The 18,440-nt window shown below is 61.8% G+C and carries 17 protein-coding genes and 1 pseudogene; 13 read left to right on the top strand and 5 right to left on the bottom strand.

The window, feature by feature from the left end; all coding sequences use genetic code 11:
* Positions 1-10: 10 nt before the first annotated feature.
* Together AC1DUB_RS07435 and mdlC are read right to left on the bottom strand one after the other, a co-directional pair.
* Positions 11-1,462, bottom strand: a complete 1,452-nt coding sequence (locus AC1DUB_RS07435) for an aldehyde dehydrogenase (RefSeq protein WP_477728996.1) — start codon at positions 1,460-1,462, stop codon at positions 11-13.
* A gap of 35 nt (positions 1,463-1,497) precedes the next feature.
* Positions 1,498-3,129, bottom strand: a complete 1,632-nt coding sequence (mdlC, locus tag AC1DUB_RS07440) for a benzoylformate decarboxylase (RefSeq protein ID WP_477728997.1) — start codon at positions 3,127-3,129, stop codon at positions 1,498-1,500.
* An 87-nt stretch (positions 3,130-3,216) separates the two neighbouring features.
* On the opposite strand from mdlC, the gene AC1DUB_RS07445 reads away from it, so the two are divergent.
* The gene (locus tag AC1DUB_RS07445; protein WP_477728998.1) at positions 3,217-4,143 is read left to right on the top strand and encodes a LysR family transcriptional regulator; all 927 of its coding nucleotides are present in this window, start codon (positions 3,217-3,219) and stop codon (positions 4,141-4,143) included.
* A 192-nt stretch (positions 4,144-4,335) separates the two neighbouring features.
* On the opposite strand, the gene AC1DUB_RS07450 is transcribed toward AC1DUB_RS07445, so the two are convergent.
* Together AC1DUB_RS07450 and pdxR (AC1DUB_RS07455) are read right to left on the bottom strand one after the other, a co-directional pair.
* Positions 4,336-4,497 carry a tripartite tricarboxylate transporter substrate-binding protein gene (locus AC1DUB_RS07450; protein WP_477728999.1) on the bottom strand — a complete coding sequence of 54 codons (162 nt, stop codon included), beginning with the start codon at positions 4,495-4,497 and terminating at the stop codon, positions 4,336-4,338.
* A 22-nt stretch (positions 4,498-4,519) separates the two neighbouring features.
* Positions 4,520-6,073 (bottom strand): MocR-like pyridoxine biosynthesis transcription factor PdxR, encoded by a 1,554-nt coding sequence (gene pdxR, locus AC1DUB_RS07455; RefSeq protein ID WP_477729000.1) that lies wholly within the window; start codon positions 6,071-6,073, stop codon positions 4,520-4,522.
* 125 nt (positions 6,074-6,198) lie between these two features.
* Between pdxR (AC1DUB_RS07455) and AC1DUB_RS07460 the strand changes: the two genes are divergently transcribed.
* The 12 genes and pseudogenes from AC1DUB_RS07460 to AC1DUB_RS07515 form a co-directional block, all read left to right on the top strand.
* Positions 6,199-6,408 (top strand): rubredoxin, encoded by a 210-nt coding sequence (locus tag AC1DUB_RS07460; protein WP_477729001.1) that lies wholly within the window; start codon positions 6,199-6,201, stop codon positions 6,406-6,408.
* 54 nt (positions 6,409-6,462) lie between these two features.
* On the top strand, positions 6,463-7,104 hold the full coding sequence (locus AC1DUB_RS07465) for an FMN-binding negative transcriptional regulator (protein ID WP_477729002.1): 642 nt from the start codon (positions 6,463-6,465) through the stop codon (positions 7,102-7,104).
* 22 nt (positions 7,105-7,126) lie between these two features.
* A complete protein-coding gene (locus AC1DUB_RS07470; RefSeq protein WP_477729003.1) occupies positions 7,127-8,338 on the top strand; it encodes an NAD(P)/FAD-dependent oxidoreductase in 1,212 nt (403 codons plus the stop codon).
* 66 nt (positions 8,339-8,404) lie between these two features.
* On the top strand, positions 8,405-9,808 hold the full coding sequence (locus AC1DUB_RS07475) for an amidase (protein ID WP_477729004.1): 1,404 nt from the start codon (positions 8,405-8,407) through the stop codon (positions 9,806-9,808).
* A 71-nt stretch (positions 9,809-9,879) separates the two neighbouring features.
* Positions 9,880-11,079 (top strand): ABC transporter substrate-binding protein, encoded by a 1,200-nt coding sequence (locus AC1DUB_RS07480; protein WP_477729005.1) that lies wholly within the window; start codon positions 9,880-9,882, stop codon positions 11,077-11,079.
* Between the two features lie 32 nt (positions 11,080-11,111).
* Positions 11,112-11,972, top strand: coding sequence for a branched-chain amino acid ABC transporter permease (locus tag AC1DUB_RS07485; RefSeq protein WP_477729006.1), 861 nt, complete (start codon positions 11,112-11,114; stop codon positions 11,970-11,972).
* Positions 11,973-11,975: 3 nt separating this feature from the next.
* Entirely contained in the window at positions 11,976-12,959 is a 984-nt protein-coding gene (locus AC1DUB_RS07490) for a branched-chain amino acid ABC transporter permease (RefSeq protein WP_477729007.1), read from the top strand.
* Complete coding sequence (locus tag AC1DUB_RS07495) at positions 12,956-13,726, top strand: ABC transporter ATP-binding protein (protein WP_477729008.1); 771 nt, start codon at positions 12,956-12,958, stop codon at positions 13,724-13,726. Before AC1DUB_RS07490 ends, AC1DUB_RS07495 begins: the two co-directional genes overlap by 4 nt.
* Complete coding sequence (locus AC1DUB_RS07500; protein ID WP_477729009.1) at positions 13,723-14,424, top strand: ABC transporter ATP-binding protein; 702 nt, start codon at positions 13,723-13,725, stop codon at positions 14,422-14,424. Before AC1DUB_RS07495 ends, AC1DUB_RS07500 begins: the two co-directional genes overlap by 4 nt.
* Positions 14,425-14,458: 34 nt before the next feature.
* Positions 14,459-15,811, top strand: a complete 1,353-nt coding sequence (gene aptA, locus AC1DUB_RS07505) for an omega-aminotransferase AptA (RefSeq protein ID WP_477729010.1) — start codon at positions 14,459-14,461, stop codon at positions 15,809-15,811.
* A gap of 86 nt (positions 15,812-15,897) precedes the next feature.
* The gene (locus AC1DUB_RS07510; protein ID WP_477729011.1) at positions 15,898-16,488 is read left to right on the top strand and encodes a GNAT family N-acetyltransferase; all 591 of its coding nucleotides are present in this window, start codon (positions 15,898-15,900) and stop codon (positions 16,486-16,488) included.
* 8 nt (positions 16,489-16,496) lie between these two features.
* Positions 16,497-16,712, top strand: a pseudogene (locus AC1DUB_RS07515) (DDE-type integrase/transposase/recombinase); the annotation flags it as partial.
* 42 nt (positions 16,713-16,754) lie between these two features.
* On the opposite strand, the gene pdxR (AC1DUB_RS07520) reads toward AC1DUB_RS07515, so the two are convergent.
* Positions 16,755-18,299 carry a MocR-like pyridoxine biosynthesis transcription factor PdxR gene (pdxR, locus tag AC1DUB_RS07520; RefSeq protein WP_477729012.1) on the bottom strand — a complete coding sequence of 515 codons (1,545 nt, stop codon included), beginning with the start codon at positions 18,297-18,299 and terminating at the stop codon, positions 16,755-16,757.
* Between the last annotated feature and the right edge of the window lie 141 nt (positions 18,300-18,440).

The following is an 18,440-nucleotide window of genomic DNA, read 5'->3' on the forward strand; positions in this document are numbered from 1 at the left end:
ACTCCTGCTGTCAGAACGGATAGTGGCGGGCAGTGGTTTGCACCGTGATCCACCGCAGTTCGGTAAACGCATCGATGCCGGCGCGGCCACCAAAGCGGCCGTAGCCGGAGTCCTTGACACCGCCGAAGGGCATCTGTGCCTCGTCGTGCACGGTGGGCCCGTTGACATGGCAGATGCCCGAGTCGATGCGGTTGGCCACCTCCCAGGCGCGTGCGACGTCGCGCCCGAACACGGCGGCCGACAAGCCGTAGGGGTTGTCGTTGGCGACCCGCAACGCTTCTTCCACGCCATCGACACGCACGATGGGCTTCACCGGGCCAAAGCTCTCATCGTGGTAGATGCGCATATCGGAGGTCACGTGGTCAAGCAGGGTCGCGGGCATCAAGGTGTTCTCCGCTTTACCGCCGCAGACCAGTTTGGCGCCTTTCGCGAGCGCGTCATCGATCAGCGCATTGCAGCGCTCAACCGTGCTGGCATCGACTACCGAACCCAAGATCACCGGTCCCTTGCGCGGATCACCCAGCGGCAGCTTCATTGCCTTGGCGGTGAGCCGTTCCACAAAGGCATCTGCGATCTTCTTGTCGACCACGATACGTTCGGTGCTCATGCAAATCTGGCCGCTGTTGGCAAAGGCGCCGAATGCCGCAGCGTTGACCGCGGCATCGAGGTCGGCGTCGTCGAGGACGACCAATGGGGCCTTGCCCCCCAGTTCGAGAACCGCCGGCTTGAGGTACTTGGCGCAGGTGGCAGCAAGCAGCTTGCCGACCCGCGTCGATCCCGTGAAGTTCACGCGACGCAGCGCCGGATGGGCCACGATTGCCTCCACCACGGCCGACGCATCGGCCGGTGCGTTGGTGATGAAGTTGACGACACCCGGAGGAAAGCCCGCATCCTTGAACACTTCAACGATCAGGCCGTGGGTGGCCGGGCTGAGTTCGGAACCCTTGAACACCACGGTGTTCCCGCAGGCCAGGGCTGTCGCGATGGCGCGCACGCCCAGGATCACCGGTGCGTTCCAGGGCGCGATGCCCAGCACCACGCCGGCCGGGCGGCGCACTGCCAGCGCCAGGCTGCCGGGCAGGTCGGAGGGGATAACCTCACCGCTGATCTGCGTGGTGATGCCGGCCGCTTCCTGCAGCATGCCTGCGGCCAGGTGCACGTTGAAGCCTGCCCAGGGGGCGGCCGCACCGGTTTCCGCGGCCATCGATGCCGTCAGCTCCTGCGCCTTGGCTTCCAGGGCGTGCGCCGCTTTGAGCAGCAGCGCGCGGCGCTCGCTGGGGCCGGTGCGCGACCAGGCCTGGAACGCGGCGGCGGCCGCATCGACCGCCGCGGTCGCGTCGGCCACCGTCGCTGCGGGCGCGGTGGTCGCCACCGTGCCGTCGAGCGGATTGCGGCGCTCGAAAGTGGCGCCGCTACTTGCCTGCCGCGCTTCGGCGTTGATCAACATCGATATCTTGCTCATGGATTGTCTCCTGGGTAATTGGAATAAGGGTTGTCTCAGGCAACTTCGACTTCGATCAACATCGGCTCCGTGGACTGCAAAGCCTGTTCGAGCGCCGGGCGGAGCTGGTCAGCGCGTGCTACGCGAAGCCCGTGAACACCCTGCCCGGCAGCCAACCCGACGAAGTCGAGATCGGGTAGCTCAATGCCCGGCACGGGTTCATCGGCCCGATAGCCGAAGATCCGCGCGAAGTCGTGCAGCGCCGCATAGCGGCGGTTATTCAGGATCACGATGGTCATGGCCAGGCCAAGCTGCGCCGCGCTCCACAGCGCCTGAATCGCGTACATCGCGGATCCGTCCCCCACCAGCGCGATAACCCGTGCACCCGGCTTGCCCATGGCGACGCCGACCGACGCGGGCAAGCCCCAGCCCAGGCCACCGCTGCACATGGTGTAAAAAGTTTCCGACTCGAAAATCGGCAGATGACCGTGCATGACGGGCCGCGCACTGGGCGCCTCTTCAACGATGATGCTGTCGCGCGGACGCACATCGGTGAGCGTCTGCAACACCCAGGCCACCGGCAGGCGCTCACCCGGCGAAGGCTCGGGCACGCGCGCGGGCCGCGCATGCACCGGTGGCGTGGCCCTGGGCGCGGGCGCGGGGCGGTCCAGCAAGTCCAGCAAACCAAGCCGGATGCTGCCGACCACCGAGGTCCCCGTCGGCGCCCAGGCGGCGACCTGGGGGTCTTCGGTCAACTGCACAAGCCGGGCCCCGTCGGGCAAATGCGCGCCCCCACTCCCCTCGATGTGATAGGTGAATGCCGGCGCTCCAAGAGCGAACACCAGGTCGTGGCCGGCCAGCCGCTCGACGATTCGCTCACGCATCGCCGGCAGGAAACTGGCCCATAGCGGATGGTCTTCCGGGAAACTGCAACGCCCGGACATGGGCGCGACATACACGCGCGCGTTGTGGCGCTCCGCCAGCTTGACCGCCTCGTTCCAGGCGCCGTCGCGGTCGACCGACGCGCCGACCACAATCGCCGGCGCACGGGCGGCGTCCAGCGCGTCGCCAATTTTGGCTAGGAGACCGGGCTCGGGGCGCAGGTAACGGCTGACTTCGCGCGCGTCGACCGGCAGTGTCTTCACGGCCCAGTCATCCGAGGGGACCGACACCAGCACCGGTCCGCACGGCGGCGTCATGGCGATGTAATAAGCGCGCGCGATCGCCAAGGGCACATCCTCTGCGCGTGCGGGCTCAACACTCCACTTCACGTACGGCTTCGGAAGCTCGGCGGCCTGCATGGACCCGAGAAAAGGATCGAAGGGCAGAATGGAACGCGCCTGCTGGCCGGCTGTGATCACCAGCGGCGTGCGGTTGCGAAAGGCGGTGAAGATATTGCCCATCGCGTGGCCCACACCCGCGGCCGAGTGCAGGTTCACGAAGGCCGCGTTGCGCGTCGCCTGCGCATAGCCGTCGGCCATGCCCAGCACGACGCATTCCTGCAACGCCAGCACGTAGTGGAAGTCGTCCGGGAAGTCCATGAACATGGGAAGCTCAGTCGAACCGGGATTTCCGAAGATGGACGTCATGCCGAACGAGCGCAGCAAGCGGAACACCGCCTCGCGAACCGTCACCTGCTCCGTCACTTCGTCCTGGCCTGGCACAGCAGGCGCGACACGTTGATCCATCGATGTCTCCAACTTGAAAGAAGCCAAGTCTCGCAAGGGCGGTTACATGCGTCAATGCAATGAATCGTATACCGTAAAATCCACCAAATGAATATTGACCAGCTGGACATGAACCTGCTTCGGCTCTTCGAAGCGGTTTACCGGCTGGGCAGCGTCAGCCGCGCGGCAGATGCCCTGGGCCTCTCGCAACCCGCGGCCAGCCAGGGCTTGACGCGGCTGCGGCTCGCGCTCGGGGATGCCCTGTTCGTTCGCACCGGCGGAAGCATGCGTCCGACGCTGCGCGCCGAACGCCTGGCCAGCGTAGTCCAGCCGGCGATCGCGTCTATCCAGGACGTGCTCAGGGATGACGATGCATTCAATCCCTCCCGCTCGACCATGACGCTGCGCCTGCACATGAGCGACATCGGCGAGGCCCGGCTGCTGCCCGAACTGGTGGCCGCGCTGCACCGTGAAGCGCCGGGCATACGCGTACAGACAGCACCGCTGCCCCACGCCCAGATCGCCGATGCGCTCGAGACCGGCGCCATCCACTTTGCCTTGGGGTTCCTGCCCTCCGTCAGCGGGACGGAGCGGATGGAATTGCTAACCGACCGCTACGCAGTCCTGGTGCGCGCCGGGCATCCGCTGCTCGCGGCGAAGCAGAAACCACCCAAGGTGAAGGACCTGCGCCGGCTGGAGTTCGTTGCCGTGCGCTCGCACGCCGAGACATTCCGCATCCTGCAAGAACTCGGGCTGGACAGCCGGCTGGTGTTGACGTCCGAACACTTTCTAGCGCTGCCCGCGATCATTGAGCGCACGGACCTTGCGGTGGTGATGCCACGCGCCATCGCGCTGAGATTCATCAACACCGAGCGCTACGCCTTGCTGTCGAACACCTTGCCGCGCAGCACCTTCACCGTATCACTGCACTGGAGCCGCCGGTTCAACCTCGATCCAGCTCATCAATGGCTGCGGCGTCTTTTTGTGGAGCTGTTCACGAAAGGCGAGTCAGGAGGGTCATCCTTGGAGCGGTAACCCTTGAAAGCCTTTACTCAACCTTGCCAATCCGCTGGGCGATTTTCGCCATGACCGTCGCATCCTGGGCCACGAAGCTGGTGAATTTACGTGCGTCCCGGAACTGCATATAGGTTCCGGGGGTTGTAGAGACTGTGCGGCGCGGGCATCGCTGGCTGAAGCCTCCGGAAGCGTCGGGAGATGTCCATTACCTCATTGAGCCAGTGCTCTCAGTTTTCCCGCCTGGATATGGCTTGCGACCGTAGACGGTCCCGTGGCGAGGAGATCGACCTGGCCGCCAAGTAGCGCGACCACTGCCGGCCCTTCTCCGGTATATGGAGTGTGCAGTATGGAGGTGTTGGTTGCAGCCTTCATTTGTTCGACGGGCACCGGTCTACTACCGACGTGATGACGATCGGGTGGGAGTTTTCGTTGATGCCCGTTGGCTGGCAAGCGGTTTTCCCTTTCGCAGGGTCAGGAGTACCGTGACGAGCTGCCGTACTGCTGTCTCCATCTGCTCGTTACTGAACCCCCCCAATCCCAAGACCAGTCCAGGCCGCCCCTTCTCCGGCGAATACATCGGAGACACGGCGCGCACCGCAACGCCGGATTCCAGGGCGCATGACGCGACGAGTTCATCATTGATCTCCTTGTCCAGCCAGAGCACAAGATGCATGCCTTGGTCACTTGGCTGCAACCAGCCGAGCTCCTTGGGAATCCATCGGGCGAGCATTGCCATCAACTGCTCCCGCCGGTCCGCATATACACCACGGATCCGTCGAATATGCCGATCCAGATGGCCTTCAGCGATGAAAGCGGCGAGAACATGCTGGTCCGCGCTTGGTGAATGTCGATCAATTAAGGTGCGCGCCCCGCAAAATGCTGGCACGAGAGCATCCGGAACGATGGCATAACCCAGCCGCAGTGACGGAAACAGGATCTTGCTGAAGGTGCCGAGATAGACCACACGATCCGGTGCCAGGCCCTGGAGCGATGGAAACGGATGGCCAGAGTAGCGAAGCTCGCTGTCATAGTCGTCCTCCACGATCCACGCATCGTTCGACCGGGCCCACGTCAGCAGCGAGCTCCGCCGTCCCATGCTCATGGGCATACCGAGTGGATACTGGTGCGAGGGAGTGACGAATGCGGCACGTGCGTGCCTGGCCATGGCGATGCCCGCCTCGACGTCAATACCCGCATTGTCGACGGGAACCCGAACCATGCGATTTTTGCGCCCCATGCTCTCCAGAATCCCCGTGATACCGCGGTACGCCGGGTCCTCGACCCAGCATGTGTCCGTGGCATCCAGCAAGACCTGACAGGCGATGTACAGGCCTTGCTGCGTACCTGTGGTGACGATGACCTGATCGGCACTGCAATGCACCGACCGTGACCGGCGCACATAGTCGGCGATGGCTTCGCGAAGGACGGGTACCCCATGCGGATCGTCATATCCGGAGGGGGCTCCCGGACCGCGCGCGCGGATACGGTTGCCGAGTCGCCGCCAGACGTCATCCGGAGCCGCCGGGCCCGTGGGAACGGAGACCGCGAACGGTATGGGCGGTAGGGGCGCGAACTGGCGCGAGATATCCGCAAGAGCAGCTGCGGACTCACCGAGGCGAAGAGGTGCTGAGGTCTCCGCCCGCTTGCCTTCGCGTGCGCGGGCCGGACGCAAGTCGGTAAGGGTGGTGGCAACCCGCGTGCCGGCTCGGGAGTGTGCCTCGAGAAATCCTTCGGCGACCAACTGTTCGAATGCCTCGAATACCGTGCCGCGCGCAAGATCGAGCGATCTGGCCAAGTGGCGCGTTGACGGCAGAGGCTCTCCAGGTTTTAGCGCACCGGAGCGTATCGCATCGCGCAGGGCCTGAGTCAGCTGGCGTCCGAGTTGGCCGGCTGAGCGGTCCAGCGCACCGATCGATGGCAGTTCCATGGCCTGGGGGCGTCTGGACATGGTTATTCTGGCCTAATAAAAATTATCAATACTGGCTCTTTATCATAAACCAGTGGGACGAGACACTCCAGTCACTAGGCGAGCAACCAGTCGTGTGACGGCTCGCGAGGACAACAGGAGCCACCATGAGCCACGAGACCGCAGTGCCAATAACAGCATCGATGACAGCCTTCAAAAGTTGGTTATGTGTGCTGTGCGGCTTCGTCTACCACGAGCAGGACGGCCTGCCCGAGGAAGGCATCGCGCCCGGTACCCGCTGGGAAGACGTACCCGAAGACTGGGCATGCCCGGAATGCGGGACCGGTAAAAGCGATTTCGAGATGACCGAGATTTAAGGACAGAGCCCGACCTGCAGGCAATGCCTTTGTTCCCCGAAAAAGGAGATTGATATGTACGTACCCCCCCATTTTGACGAGTCGCGCACCGAAGTGCTGCACGACCTGATTACCAAGCACCCCTTCGGCACCCTGTTCACGCACGGAAAAAGCGGTTTGGATGCCAACCACATTCCGTTTGAATTGAGCGCCAAGGAAGGCGCCAAGGGGGTGCTGCACTCCCACGTTGCGCGCAACAACCCGGTTTGGCAAGACATCGTCACCGGCGACGAAGTGCTGGTTGTGTTTCGGGCAGGGGATTCCTACATCTCGCCGCAGTGGTATCCCAGCAAGCAAGAGTTCCACAAGCAGGTACCTAGCTGGAACTACATCGTGGTCCACGCTTACGGGCGGGTCACCATTCGGGACGATGAACGATATGTCCGGGGCATGGTGGCTAGGCTCACCCGCACGCATGAGGCGTCGCAGCCTGTGCCTTGGAAGATGAGTGATGGTCCCAAGGATTACATCGACACGATGCTCAAGGCCATTGTCGGAATTGAGATCGAGGTAACGCGCTTGGTGGGCAAGGCCAAGCTGAGTCAAAACAAGGAAGTGCGCGATATCCAAAGCGCCGGGGATGCCTTGAATGCGAAAGGCGAGCGGGTGATCGGTGACGCCATGTTGGCGTGTGCCCAAGCCAAGGCCGCTCAGTAAGAGCGGGCGCGAGGAGAAAGCCATGATCACTTGCCAAAAGCCCATCGTGATCGTCGGTGCGGGTCATAGCGGAGCCAGGGCCGCTGCTGCTCTTCGCAAGCATGGATGGACCGGAGGCATCAGCCTCATTGGCGCGGAGCACTGCCTCCCCTACGATCGCCCTCCGCTGTCCAAGGCAGTGCTTCTAGGCAAGAAGACGGGCGAACAATGCGCCTTCTACGCTGAATCCTGGTATGCGGAGAATGACATCAATCTGCTGCTCGCCCAGAGCGTTGATCGCATTGATCGACATTCTGGGCGTGTTGTCTTGGAAGGCGGACGAGACCTCGCGTACCACCGGCTTCTGCTGGCGACGGGATCGAGCATCAATCCGCTCACGGTGTCAGGTTCGGATTTGAACGGGGTATTGCCGTTGCGTACGCCCCAACATGCACATGGGATTGCGGAGTCGCTGCAAAGCGGCGGCCGCCTGGTTGTCATTGGTGCCGGCGTGATCGGCCTTGAGGTTGCGGCTGCGGCTCTGGAGCGCGGTTGCACGGTCACGGTGCTCGAACGTGCACCGCAAGCCATGGGCAGGAGCGTGCCAGCGATTGTCTCGGAGGCGGTGGTGGCCGAGCATCAACGGCGAGGCGTGGATGTACGATTCGGCGTTGAGGTCGCGGCACTCGAAGGGACAGCCAGGGTGCAAACCGTGCGCCTTGCGACTGGCGAAATCTTGGCATGTGACATTGTGGTTTATGGCCTTGGTGTTCGACCCAATGTGGATCTGGCCGCAGCCGCAGGCCTGTCGATCGACAACGGCATACGGACCAATCAGTATCTATGCACCGACGATGAGCGAATTTTTGCGTGCGGTGATGTGTGTTGTTACGACAGCCAACTCTACGGGCGGGCGATAAGAGTAGAGAACTGGCGCAATGCCGAGGATCAAGCCGACTCTGCAGCCAGAAATATGCTCGGTCAGCAACTTGCGTTTGACGCGGTCCCCTGGTTCTGGAGCAATCAGTACGACTTTGCGCTTCAAGTCGCCGGCCTTCCCTCCCTAGGCACTGAAACCAAGGTTGAGACGATTGGTCGCTCACAGTTGTTTCTCTCCTCCGATGCCGAGGGAGTTCTGCGTGGTGTGAGCGCAATCGGCTCGGTTCGAGACATTGCAGCTCCCATCAAAGAATTAAAAAGCGTGCTTGCAACGAGTCCGAGACATCAAACGACCGGTCCGGAAGGGCCTGTCTAACCATCCCTAGCGCCCACGTCCGTTCCGAATCCATTCGGCACGTTCCCTGCATATCGGAGCCGATTCATGTACCTGTCTATCCGGTCCCCCCTCGCGGATGCCGATCCGCTTTGCCGCCTGGGCGCGGCAGAGCTGATTCCGCTCTATCGCTCGGGCGAACTCTCGCCCGTGGAGGTCGCGCGTGCGGCGCTCGCCCGGGCCGAAGCGATCAACAGCCCCTACAACGCATTCACGTACATCGACCACCACGGCGCAATCGAGCTGGCCCGTGCGTCCGAACAACGCTGGCGCGCGGGGACATCGCTGTCGCCGATCGACGGCGTGCCAACAACGATCAAGGATATCGTCTGGGTCAAAGGCTGGGTGGTTCGGTTCGGAAGCCTGACGACACAGACGCAGCCACAACGTGAGGATGCGCCAGCGGTCGAGCGACTGCGCCGCGCCGGAGCTGTCTTTCTGGGCCTGACCACCACGCCCGAGTTCGGCTGGAAGGCGGTCACGGACAGTCCCTCGAGCGGCATCACGCGCAATCCATGGATGCCCAACGTCACCGCTGGAGGGTCGTCCGGTGGCGCGGCCGTAGCAGCCGCTACTGGCGCCGGTGTCTTTCATCTCGCCACGGACGGCGGAGGATCGGCGCGCATTCCTGCCTCTTTCACCGCAACGGTGGGATTCAAGCCGACTTTCGCGCGCGTTCCCGCCTTTCCGGTAAGCGCGTTCGGAACCCTGTCCCACATTGGGTCCATCGCCAGGACCGTAGCCGACGTGGGGGCCATGTTCACGGTGATGGCGGGCAGAGACATGCGCGACTGGACACAGTGTGCGCACAGTCCCACATCATCCGAACGCGGCCTGCCCGCGCTCGCTAGCGTGCGAGTTGGCTACTGGTCACAGCCCGCGGCGGGGAAGGTCGATCCAGAGATCGCCCAGATCGTCGAACGAGTCGTTCGCCGAATCGAAGGCGCAGGCGCTTGTGTGGAGCCTGTGCAACTGCCCCGCGACGACGTCTTGGACATCTTTCAGCACCACTGGCTCTGTGGCGCGGCGGCCCGCATCGACTCGATTCCCGAGAAAGATCGAAGTCGGGTTGATCCTGGGTTGCTGGAGGCGGCCCGTCTCGGCAGACAGATGACCACAGGACTCGTCTCCGCGCAGATGCGTCGGGCCGAGTTCGGTAGCGCAATGGATCGGTTGCTGAACGAATACGACGTCCTCGTCTCGCCGGCCACGGCGGTGGCCGCCTTCGAGGCGGGTCACGAAGTGCCGCCCGGCAGCGGCGTGTCCCGATGGACCGATTGGGCTGGCTTCAGCTTTCCAATCAACCTGAGCCAACAGCCTGCCATCGTGGTCCCGTGCGGCCTGACCACAGACGGTCGCCCTGTCGGCATCCAGTTGGTGGGGGCCCGAGGCGAAGACGACCGATTGCTTTCGATTGCGGGCGCTGTCGCACAACTTCTCAACTCGTCATAGGTTCCCTCGCGGCGAGCCGGATCGCCGTTTGCCATCGTCACTTTCCCAAACTGAAACTTAAGGAGAAGAAAATGAATAGACGTGATGTACTAACGCTGGCCGCAGCTGGCATTGCCCCGTTGTCACTTTCCCGCTTGGCGTCAGCGCAAGCGGCCGAAGGGATCGAATTCGGGGCCCCCTTCCCCATGTCTGGTCCATTCGCCGTCAACGGCAAGTATGGAGAGCTCGGCGTGCGCATGGCGATCCAGCGGTATGGGACCGTGATCGGCCGTCGCCTCGCGTACAGTGTTTTTGATACCGAGGCAAAGCCGGCGACCGCGGTGCGCAAGGTGCAGGAGGCCGCGCAGCAGAAGAACGCCAAGTTTTTTGTCGGCGGCATCTTGTCTCCCGAAGCGCTGGCGATGGGCAAGGAAGTCAACCGGCTTGGTGGGGTTTTCTTCTGCTATTCCGGTGCAGACGAGATCACGGGCAAGGAATGCAATCCCGCGACGTTTCGGTGGCCAGTACCTGTCCATGGCGCCGTCGCGCAGACAGTGCGTCCGCTCATCGAGGCTCAGCCGAAGGCGAAGCGCTGGTATACCATCACGGCCCAATATGTCTTTGGCGAAGGAATGCTGGCCGCTACCAAGGATGTGCTGAAGGAAAAGGGCGTGGAGCTGGTCGGTAACAGCTACCACTCGCTGGCGGAGAAAGAGTTCAGCGGCTATCTCACCAATGCCATCGCAGCCAAGCCGGATGTCTTGGTGCTGCTCAACTTCGGTACGCAGTCAACCGACGCGCTGCGTCAAGCCATCAGCTTCGGAATGCACAAGAACATGACGATTCTTGTGCCCTGGACGTCCGGGTTGGAGCAGTTTCAGTCGCTCGGCGCAGACACCACAGAGGGCATCTACTTCGGTGCACAGTATTGGCATAAAGTCGATTCGCCGACCAACCGAGAGCTGATCACGCAGGTGACCAAGGAACTGAAGATTACGCCGAACTACAACTTGGCAGCTGCTTACATCTGCACCAAATGCATCATCGACGCAATCGCCAAGACGGGTTCGGCCGATCCGAGGGCGGTGATCTCGGCGTTGGAGGGTATGAAGTACGCGGGCCTTACCGGTCAAGAGCAAATCCGCAAGGAAGACCATCAGGTCATCAAGGACTACTACTTGTTGCGCGGAAAAGCCAAGAAGCAGATGAAGGATGCGGACGACTATGTGGATGTGGTCAGTTCCGGCCAGTCCTTCCTGACCGTCGAACAAACCGGCTGCAAGCTGAGCTGATAGCCGGCCGTGAACCAACGGAGTCGCCGCATATGAGTGTTTACCTTCTGCAGACGGTCAATGGCATCGGGATAGGAATGTTGTACTTCCTGTTGGCCGTTGGACTGTCCATCGTTTTCGGCTTGCTCCGATTCGTCAATTTCGCCCATGGTGCTTTTTATCTGCTCGGCGCGTATTTTTGCTTTGAGGCCATAAGGCAAGGGATGAGCTTCTGGGCCGCCCTGCTTGTGGTTCCGCTGCTCGTCGCGGCCGTTGGTTGGGTCGCCGAGAAGACCCTGCTCCGACATGTCTACGCCAAGCCGCACGAGTTCCATATCCTGATCACCGTGGGTGTCGCACTGATCATCCAGGAACTGGTAATCGTGCAGTGGGGACCTCTGGGCGATAGCGTAGCAGTCCCGCCAGGGCTGGAAGGCGTGGTCACGTGGGGCGATTTCATCTATCCCAAGTACCGTCTGTTCGTGATCGCCGTGACGGCCGGCTTGGCCGTATTGCTTTGGTGGGTGCTCGAAGGCACTCGTCTGGGCAGTGCGGTGCGCGCCGGTAGCGAGTCGCCGGAGATGGTCTCCTTGCTCGGCATCAACGTCTTTCGCCTGTTCAGCCTGGTATTTGCGCTCGGGGCGGCGACAGCGGCGATCGCGGGTGTCCTCGCCGCACCCATCCGGGGTGTCGAGCCGTTCATGGGCATCGAAGCGCTGGCTGTCGCGTTCGTTGTGGTGGTGGTCGGTGGCTTGGGAAGTTTCACTGGAGCGCTCGTGGGGGGCATTCTTATCGGTGTCGTGCAAAGCGTGATGAGCACCCTTTGGCCCGAGGGAGCTCGTCTGATGATTTATGTTGCCATGGCCGCTATTCTGCTGCTGCGTCCCAATGGCCTACTTGGAAAGCGAGGTTGAACCATGCGTCGAAACCTTGATATCGCGGTTGCCCTTGGCGTGGTGCTGGCACTGCCGCTCATGTTGAGTTCTGGCTCCTTGGCCAGCGAAGTTTTAATCTATGCGCTGGCCGTACTGGGCTGCAACCTGCTGCTGGGGTATACCGGCCTGCTTTCATTCGGGCAGGGCATCTTCTTCGGGCTCGGCAGCTATGCGATCGGCCTGATGCTCACTCGCACCGGAATGCCCATGCCCCTTGCGCTGGTTGCCTCCATCATCCTCGGTGGCCTTGCCGCTGGCCTGGTTGGCATCGTGTCGATTCGACAGAAGGGAACCTACTTCGTCATGCTGACGCTCGCCTTCGCACAGATGTTCTACTTTCTGGCGTATAGCACTCCTTCCCTGACCGGGGGCGATAACGGACTGCTCAACATCCCGAAACCGCCCTTGTCGGTGTTCGGAGCGGTTCTCTTGGATAACACCACGGCGTGGCAGTTCTACACAATGGTGGCAGTCGTCTTCCTGGTGGTCTTCGTCGCTTTGCACCGGGTGACGACATCGATCTTTGGGCGCACGTTGCTGGCAATCCGGGACAACGAGGTGCGCGCCAGTGCCGTTGGCTACAACGTACCGCGCTTCAAACTGCTCGCTTTCATGCTTTCGGGTGCCGTGACTTCCCTGGCCGGCGCACTCAACGCGATGATGGTCGGTGTTGCACCACTCGCGAACGCCGAATTTCATGTGAGTGAAATGATCCTCATGATGACGGTGATCGGTGGCGTTGGCAATCTCGCCGCGTCGTTGATCGGTGCCTTGTTCTACGTGCTCGCAGCCGATTGGCTGTCCACGCTGTGGCCGCGCTGGCTGATGCTGCTGGGCGTGCTTCTCGTGGTCATCAGCCTGGGCATGCAGCGCGGCTTGTGGGGGCTCATTGAAGAGGCCATCCGCGCCTTGACGGCGCGATTCACACGAGTCGGTGCAAGCCGGGTCGAGGAGAAGCGGGTATGAGCACGGAATTCCTTCTGGAAGCACGGCAGGTTACCAAGCACTACGGCAAGTTCGTGGCTCTCGGCGGCGTAGACCTGCGTGTGAGACGCAATACGGTGCACTCCGTCATTGGTCCCAATGGCGCAGGCAAGACGACACTGTTCCACTCCCTCACCGGCACGCATGGTGTGACCGGCGGCAGCATTACCTTCGATGGTCAGGACGTCACCCGTGAGCCGGGCCACGTCAGAGTGCGCAAGGGGATGGCGAGATCGTTCCAGATCACGAGCCTGTTTCCTACCCTGACAGTACGCGAGAACTTGCGCCTTGCGGCGCAGGGCGTGAATGCAAAGAGGGCGTTCAATCTCTGGCGCTCGCCGCAGGGTCTTTGGTCCTGCGCAGAGACTGTGGATCGGGTGATCGAGCGCCTGGGTCTGCGAAGTCAGGAGCGTTCAGCGGCTGCTTCCCTGTCGCATGGTCAGCAGCGTCGATTGGAGGTCGGCATGGCCTTGGCGGCCCAGCCCAAAGCCATCTTTCTGGACGAGCCCACCTCCGGCATGGGAATCGACGATCTGGATGACATGAAGAAGCTGATTGCCGATCTGGGCCGCGACTACACGGTCGTTTTGATCGAGCACAACATGGGGATCGTCATGGACATATCGCACACTGTGACGGTGATGCAGCAGGGACGGGTGCTGGTCGAGGGGACGCCTCAGGCCGTGCGTGATGACGAACGCGTGCGAACCGCCTACCTGGGAAGCATGATCACGGGAGGCCGAAAATGATTCTTCGCCTGGATCGGCTACACAGCCACTATGGCAAAAGCCACGTTTTGCAGGGCATTGATCTGCAGCTCGGGGACGGGGAACTGGTGACCCTGCTCGGCCGAAACGGGGCCGGAAAGTCCACCACGCTCAAAACAATCGCCGGCGCTGTACGCGCCACGGGCGGAAAGATCGTGTTTTCAGGCGTCGAGTTGCAAGGCTTGCCTTCCCATCAGATCGCATCGCGCGGTGTTTGCCTGGTTCCCGAGGACCGAGGAATCTTCAAACTGCTGACAGTCGAAGAGAATCTTCTGCTCGGTCAGAGGCGCGGTTCCCCGTGGGCATTGGCCGACATTTACCGGATCTTTCCGCGCCTACGTGAGCGCCGCAAGAACGGAGGCGGGCAGCTCTCTGGTGGGGAGCAGCAAATGCTCTCGATCGGACGCGCGCTGCTCAACAACCCCAAGCTTCTGATGCTGGATGAACCGGTCGAGGGGCTGGCACCGGTCATTGTCGAAGAGATCGTTGCCCAGCTCAAGGAGATCCGGCGTGCTGGCGTCGCAGTCCTGCTGGTGGAACAGAACCTCGAAGTCTGCACCCAGCTGGCTGATCGGCACTATGTGATCGAGCAAGGAACGATCGTGTATCAGGGCAGCAACGCGCAGTTCCTGGCCGACGAGGTCGTCAAGGACCGATACCTCAGCGTCGGCGCTACCTAATCAACGGAATTCACATCCTCAACTGGAAGCAGCCATGCATACTTCTCTAGGAAAGCATCAACAACCGTCCCTCGGCCTGGATCCGCAATGGATCGATGCCTGCTGGATGCCATTCACCGGAAACCGCCAGTTCAAAGAATCGCCCCGGGTCATCGTTGAAGCCAAGGGAGCGTACTTCACCGATATAAATGGTCAGAAGATCTTTGATGGGCTTTCAGGTCTGTGGTGCTCAGGGCTGGGGCATGGGCGACGTGAGATATCCGAAGCAGTCTCTATGCAGATTGCGAAGCTGGATTACTCACCCGCTTTCCAGCACGGCCATCCTGCGCAGTTCGAGCTCGCGAACAAGATCAAAGCGCTCATGCCGCAGGGGCTGGACCACGTGTTCTTCACCAGCTCCGGATCGGAGGCGGTGGATACCGCGCTGAAGCTGGCACGTGCCTACTGGCGTCTGCAGGGGCAAGGAACCAAGACCCGCTTCATCGGTCGGCAAAAGGGCTATCACGGGGTCAATTTCGGGGGGCTATCTGTCGGTGGCCTCGGCGGCAACCGCAAACTCTTTGGCCCCGGTGTTGACGCAGACCATCTTGCCCACACACAGCTTGCAAGCAACGCCTTTGTTCGCGGCCTACCGCAGGACGGTGCCAACCTTGCCGACGAATTGATCGAATTGATCGCCTTGCATGATGCGTCAAATATTGCCGCCGTGATCGTCGAGCCGATCTCCGGTTCCGCCGGCGTGATCCTGCCACCTACGGGTTATCTGCAGCGGCTGCGAGACATTTGCACGGCGCACGACATCCTGCTGATCTTCGATGAGGTCATCACTGGATTCGGCCGGTTTGGCGCGATGACGGGTGCGGAAGCATTCGGGGTTGTGCCGGACATGATGACCATCGCCAAGCAAGTGACGAATGGCGCGCAGCCGCTGGCCGCTGTCGTCGCCTCGAGCAATATCTACAACTCGTTCATGGGAGTGGCCTCTCCTGACTTCGCGGTCGAGTTTCCTCATGGCTACACATACTCGGCCCATCCGGTCGCTTGCGCGGCAGGGATCGCGACGCTCGATGTGCTTGTGAATGATGAGATGGTTGGTCGTGCGGCGGCACTGGCGCCCTACTTCGAAGATGCCGTGCATTCACTCGCCCAGGCGAGGCACGTCATCGATATCCGTAACTTTGGATTGGCTGCTGGCATCGGTATCGCTGCTACGCCCGACTCGCCCGGCCGCAGGCCCTACGACATTGCGAAGGCATGCTGGAGCAAAGGCTTCTATGTGCGCCAGGGCGCAGACTCCATCCAGCTCGCGCCGCCGTTTATTTCAGAGAAGGCGGAGATTGATCGTCTTGTCGAGGCCCTTCATGACGCACTCGCCGAAACGCGTTGATGCATGACGCTACGGGAATCGCGGCGTTCTCGCACCGAATGGTGTAGTACTAGTCTTGGTCGCAGGACACTTATAGGAGATGACCCTTGGCATGGATTGAACCCGTGGAATTGAACGGAGAGGCCGTCGTACTAAGGCCGTTGTCCGTCCGACATACCTCTGCCCTGAAAGAGGCTGCTTCCGATGGGGAGCTATGGAATCTCTGGTACACAAAAATTCCCGCACCCGAAAACGTTGAGGCTGAGATCGAGAGGAGGCTGGCTTTGCAGGAAGCGGGGAGCATGCTGGCGTTCCTGGTGGAAGACAAGCAGACCGCTCGCGTTCTGGGAATGACCACCTACATGAATATTGAGCCTCAGCATCGGCGTTTGGAGATTGGCTCGACCTGGTACCGAGCATCAGCCCAGCGCACTGGGGTCAATACCGAATGCAAGGAGCTGCTGCTTAAGCACGCGTTCGACACGCTGTCTTGTATTGCCGTCGAGTTTCGAACGTCTTCCTTCAACTTGCGCAGCCGGGCCGCGATCGAACGACTTGGCGCCAAGCTGGACGGCATTTTGAGAAGCCATCAGATTGTCGAAGGGAATTTGCTGCGGGATACGTACGTATACAGCATTGTTGCGAATGAGTGGCCCGCCGTACGACGGAACCTGCAGTGGCTGCTCGGTCGACAGTAACGGACGGATACCTGAACAACATCATCGAGCAGGACCATCGGGCCATCAAGCGGGTCACCAAACCGATGCTCAACTTCAAGTCATTTCGGGCCGCCACAAATGTCCTGGCCGACATCGAATTGATGCACATGATCCGCAAAGGTCAGCTTCTGCTGAAAGGGGGTATCGAGTTGTCTTTTGCCGACCAGTTGTATGCGTTGGCAGGAAAAATCCGTCCAGTTTGAGAAACTGGCACTCGTCTCCAGCAACACCACGTTCATCAGTAGCTAACGCGACAGAACCGTCCTCGTTGCCCGCGAGCTGATGGTGTGTGGGCTGCGATCGCGCGCGTCGTCCGCGAACATGTTGGCGAGCTTCCTGGCCGCCGCATCGAGGTCGGCCTCGGGAAATCCGCCGAACCCGAGCACGAAGCCCGGTCGGCCGGCGGCGCCGGCGAACATCGGCGAGACCGGACGCATCGCGATTCCAGCGGCCGCTGCACGCGAGGCCAGCTCGACATCGTTCCCAGCTCCGCGCAGCCACACAACCACGTGCATGCCCTGGTCGCTTGGCTGCAGCACCACCCAGTCGTTCAGCCAGCGCTCGATCGCTGCGATCAGCGCGCTCCGACGTGAGGCGTAAACCGCCCGGATCCTTCGCACGTGGGCCTGCAGATAGCCCTCCTGCATGTACGCAGCGAGCACGTGCTGCTCGGCAGTCGGTGGGTGTCTATCGATCAGTGCGCGTGCGCCGATGAAGGCTTGCACCAATCCGTCCGGCACCACCGCATACCCCAAGCGCAAAGATGGATAAAGGATCTTGCTAAAGGTGCCCAGGTAGATGACGCGCGCTGGATCCAGGCCCTGGAGCGACGGGAAGGGGTGACCGGCATACCGCAGTTCGCTGTCGTAATCGTCTTCGATGATCCAGGCATTGGCGCGACGCGCCCATGCCAGCAGCGCTGTGCGCCGTGCCATGCTCATTGGCATGCCGATCGGATAGTGGTGCGATGGCGTCACGAACGCGGCGCGCGCTTCTGGTGCCGCCCGCGTCCCGGCCTCGACATCGATGCCCTCGGTATCCACCGGCACCCTCAGCACGCGCGTACCCATGCCCAGCCCTTCGAGGATGGAGATCAGCCCCGGGTAGGCAGGATCCTCGGCCCACATCGTGTCGCCCTCACCGACGAGGAGGCGTGCGGCGACATACAGCCCTTGCTGCGTGCCGGAGGTGATGACGACTTGCTCCGGGTCGCAGCGGACGGCCCGCGCCTTGCGCACGTGCTCCGCGATGGCGCGCCGCAGGCTCAACAATCCTTGCGGGTCTCCGTACCCCCCAGGAGCGCCATTGCCCATCACGCGAAGCTTGTTGCCCAGACGGCGCCAGGTGTCGTCGGGGGCCGCGGCACCCACTGGCACCGTCACGGCGAACGGAACCGGTCGTTGCGGGGCGAATGAGCGGGCGACATCGGCAAGCTGCCGAGCGACTGGCGGCAGCTTCGTCTCAACATGGTTTGGGGTCGTGCGGTCATGGTGCGGCTGAGCAAGGGGCTCGCTGTCCTGAAGAGCCATCGAAACACGGGTTCCGGCCCCGGTGCGCGCCTCGAGAAAGCCTTCGGCAACAAGCTGATCAAAGGCCTCCATCACCGTGCCCCTGGCCAGCCGCAATGCATTGGCCAGCGTGCGCGTCGAGGGAAGCGGTTCGCCTGGCTTGAGCTCTCCGTTCTTGATGGCATTGCGCAGGCCATGAGCCAGCTGGCGCCCGACTTGCCCTGAATTGCGGTCAAGGGAGCCCAGCGACGGAATCTCTACGGTGGTCGGTCTGCGCGGCATGGATAGTGGCCTATCTAAGTTTTTCCAAAATGGCTCTTTTATGTAAACCATTATCCGCCGAAGATGTCGTCACCGAACGGCTCCGGCAGTCAGGGCCCCGCACCCAGCCGGGAGCGTGCGGCCGCATCCAGAACCGCGTAT

The organism is Polaromonas sp. P4_F9, assembly GCF_056401235.1.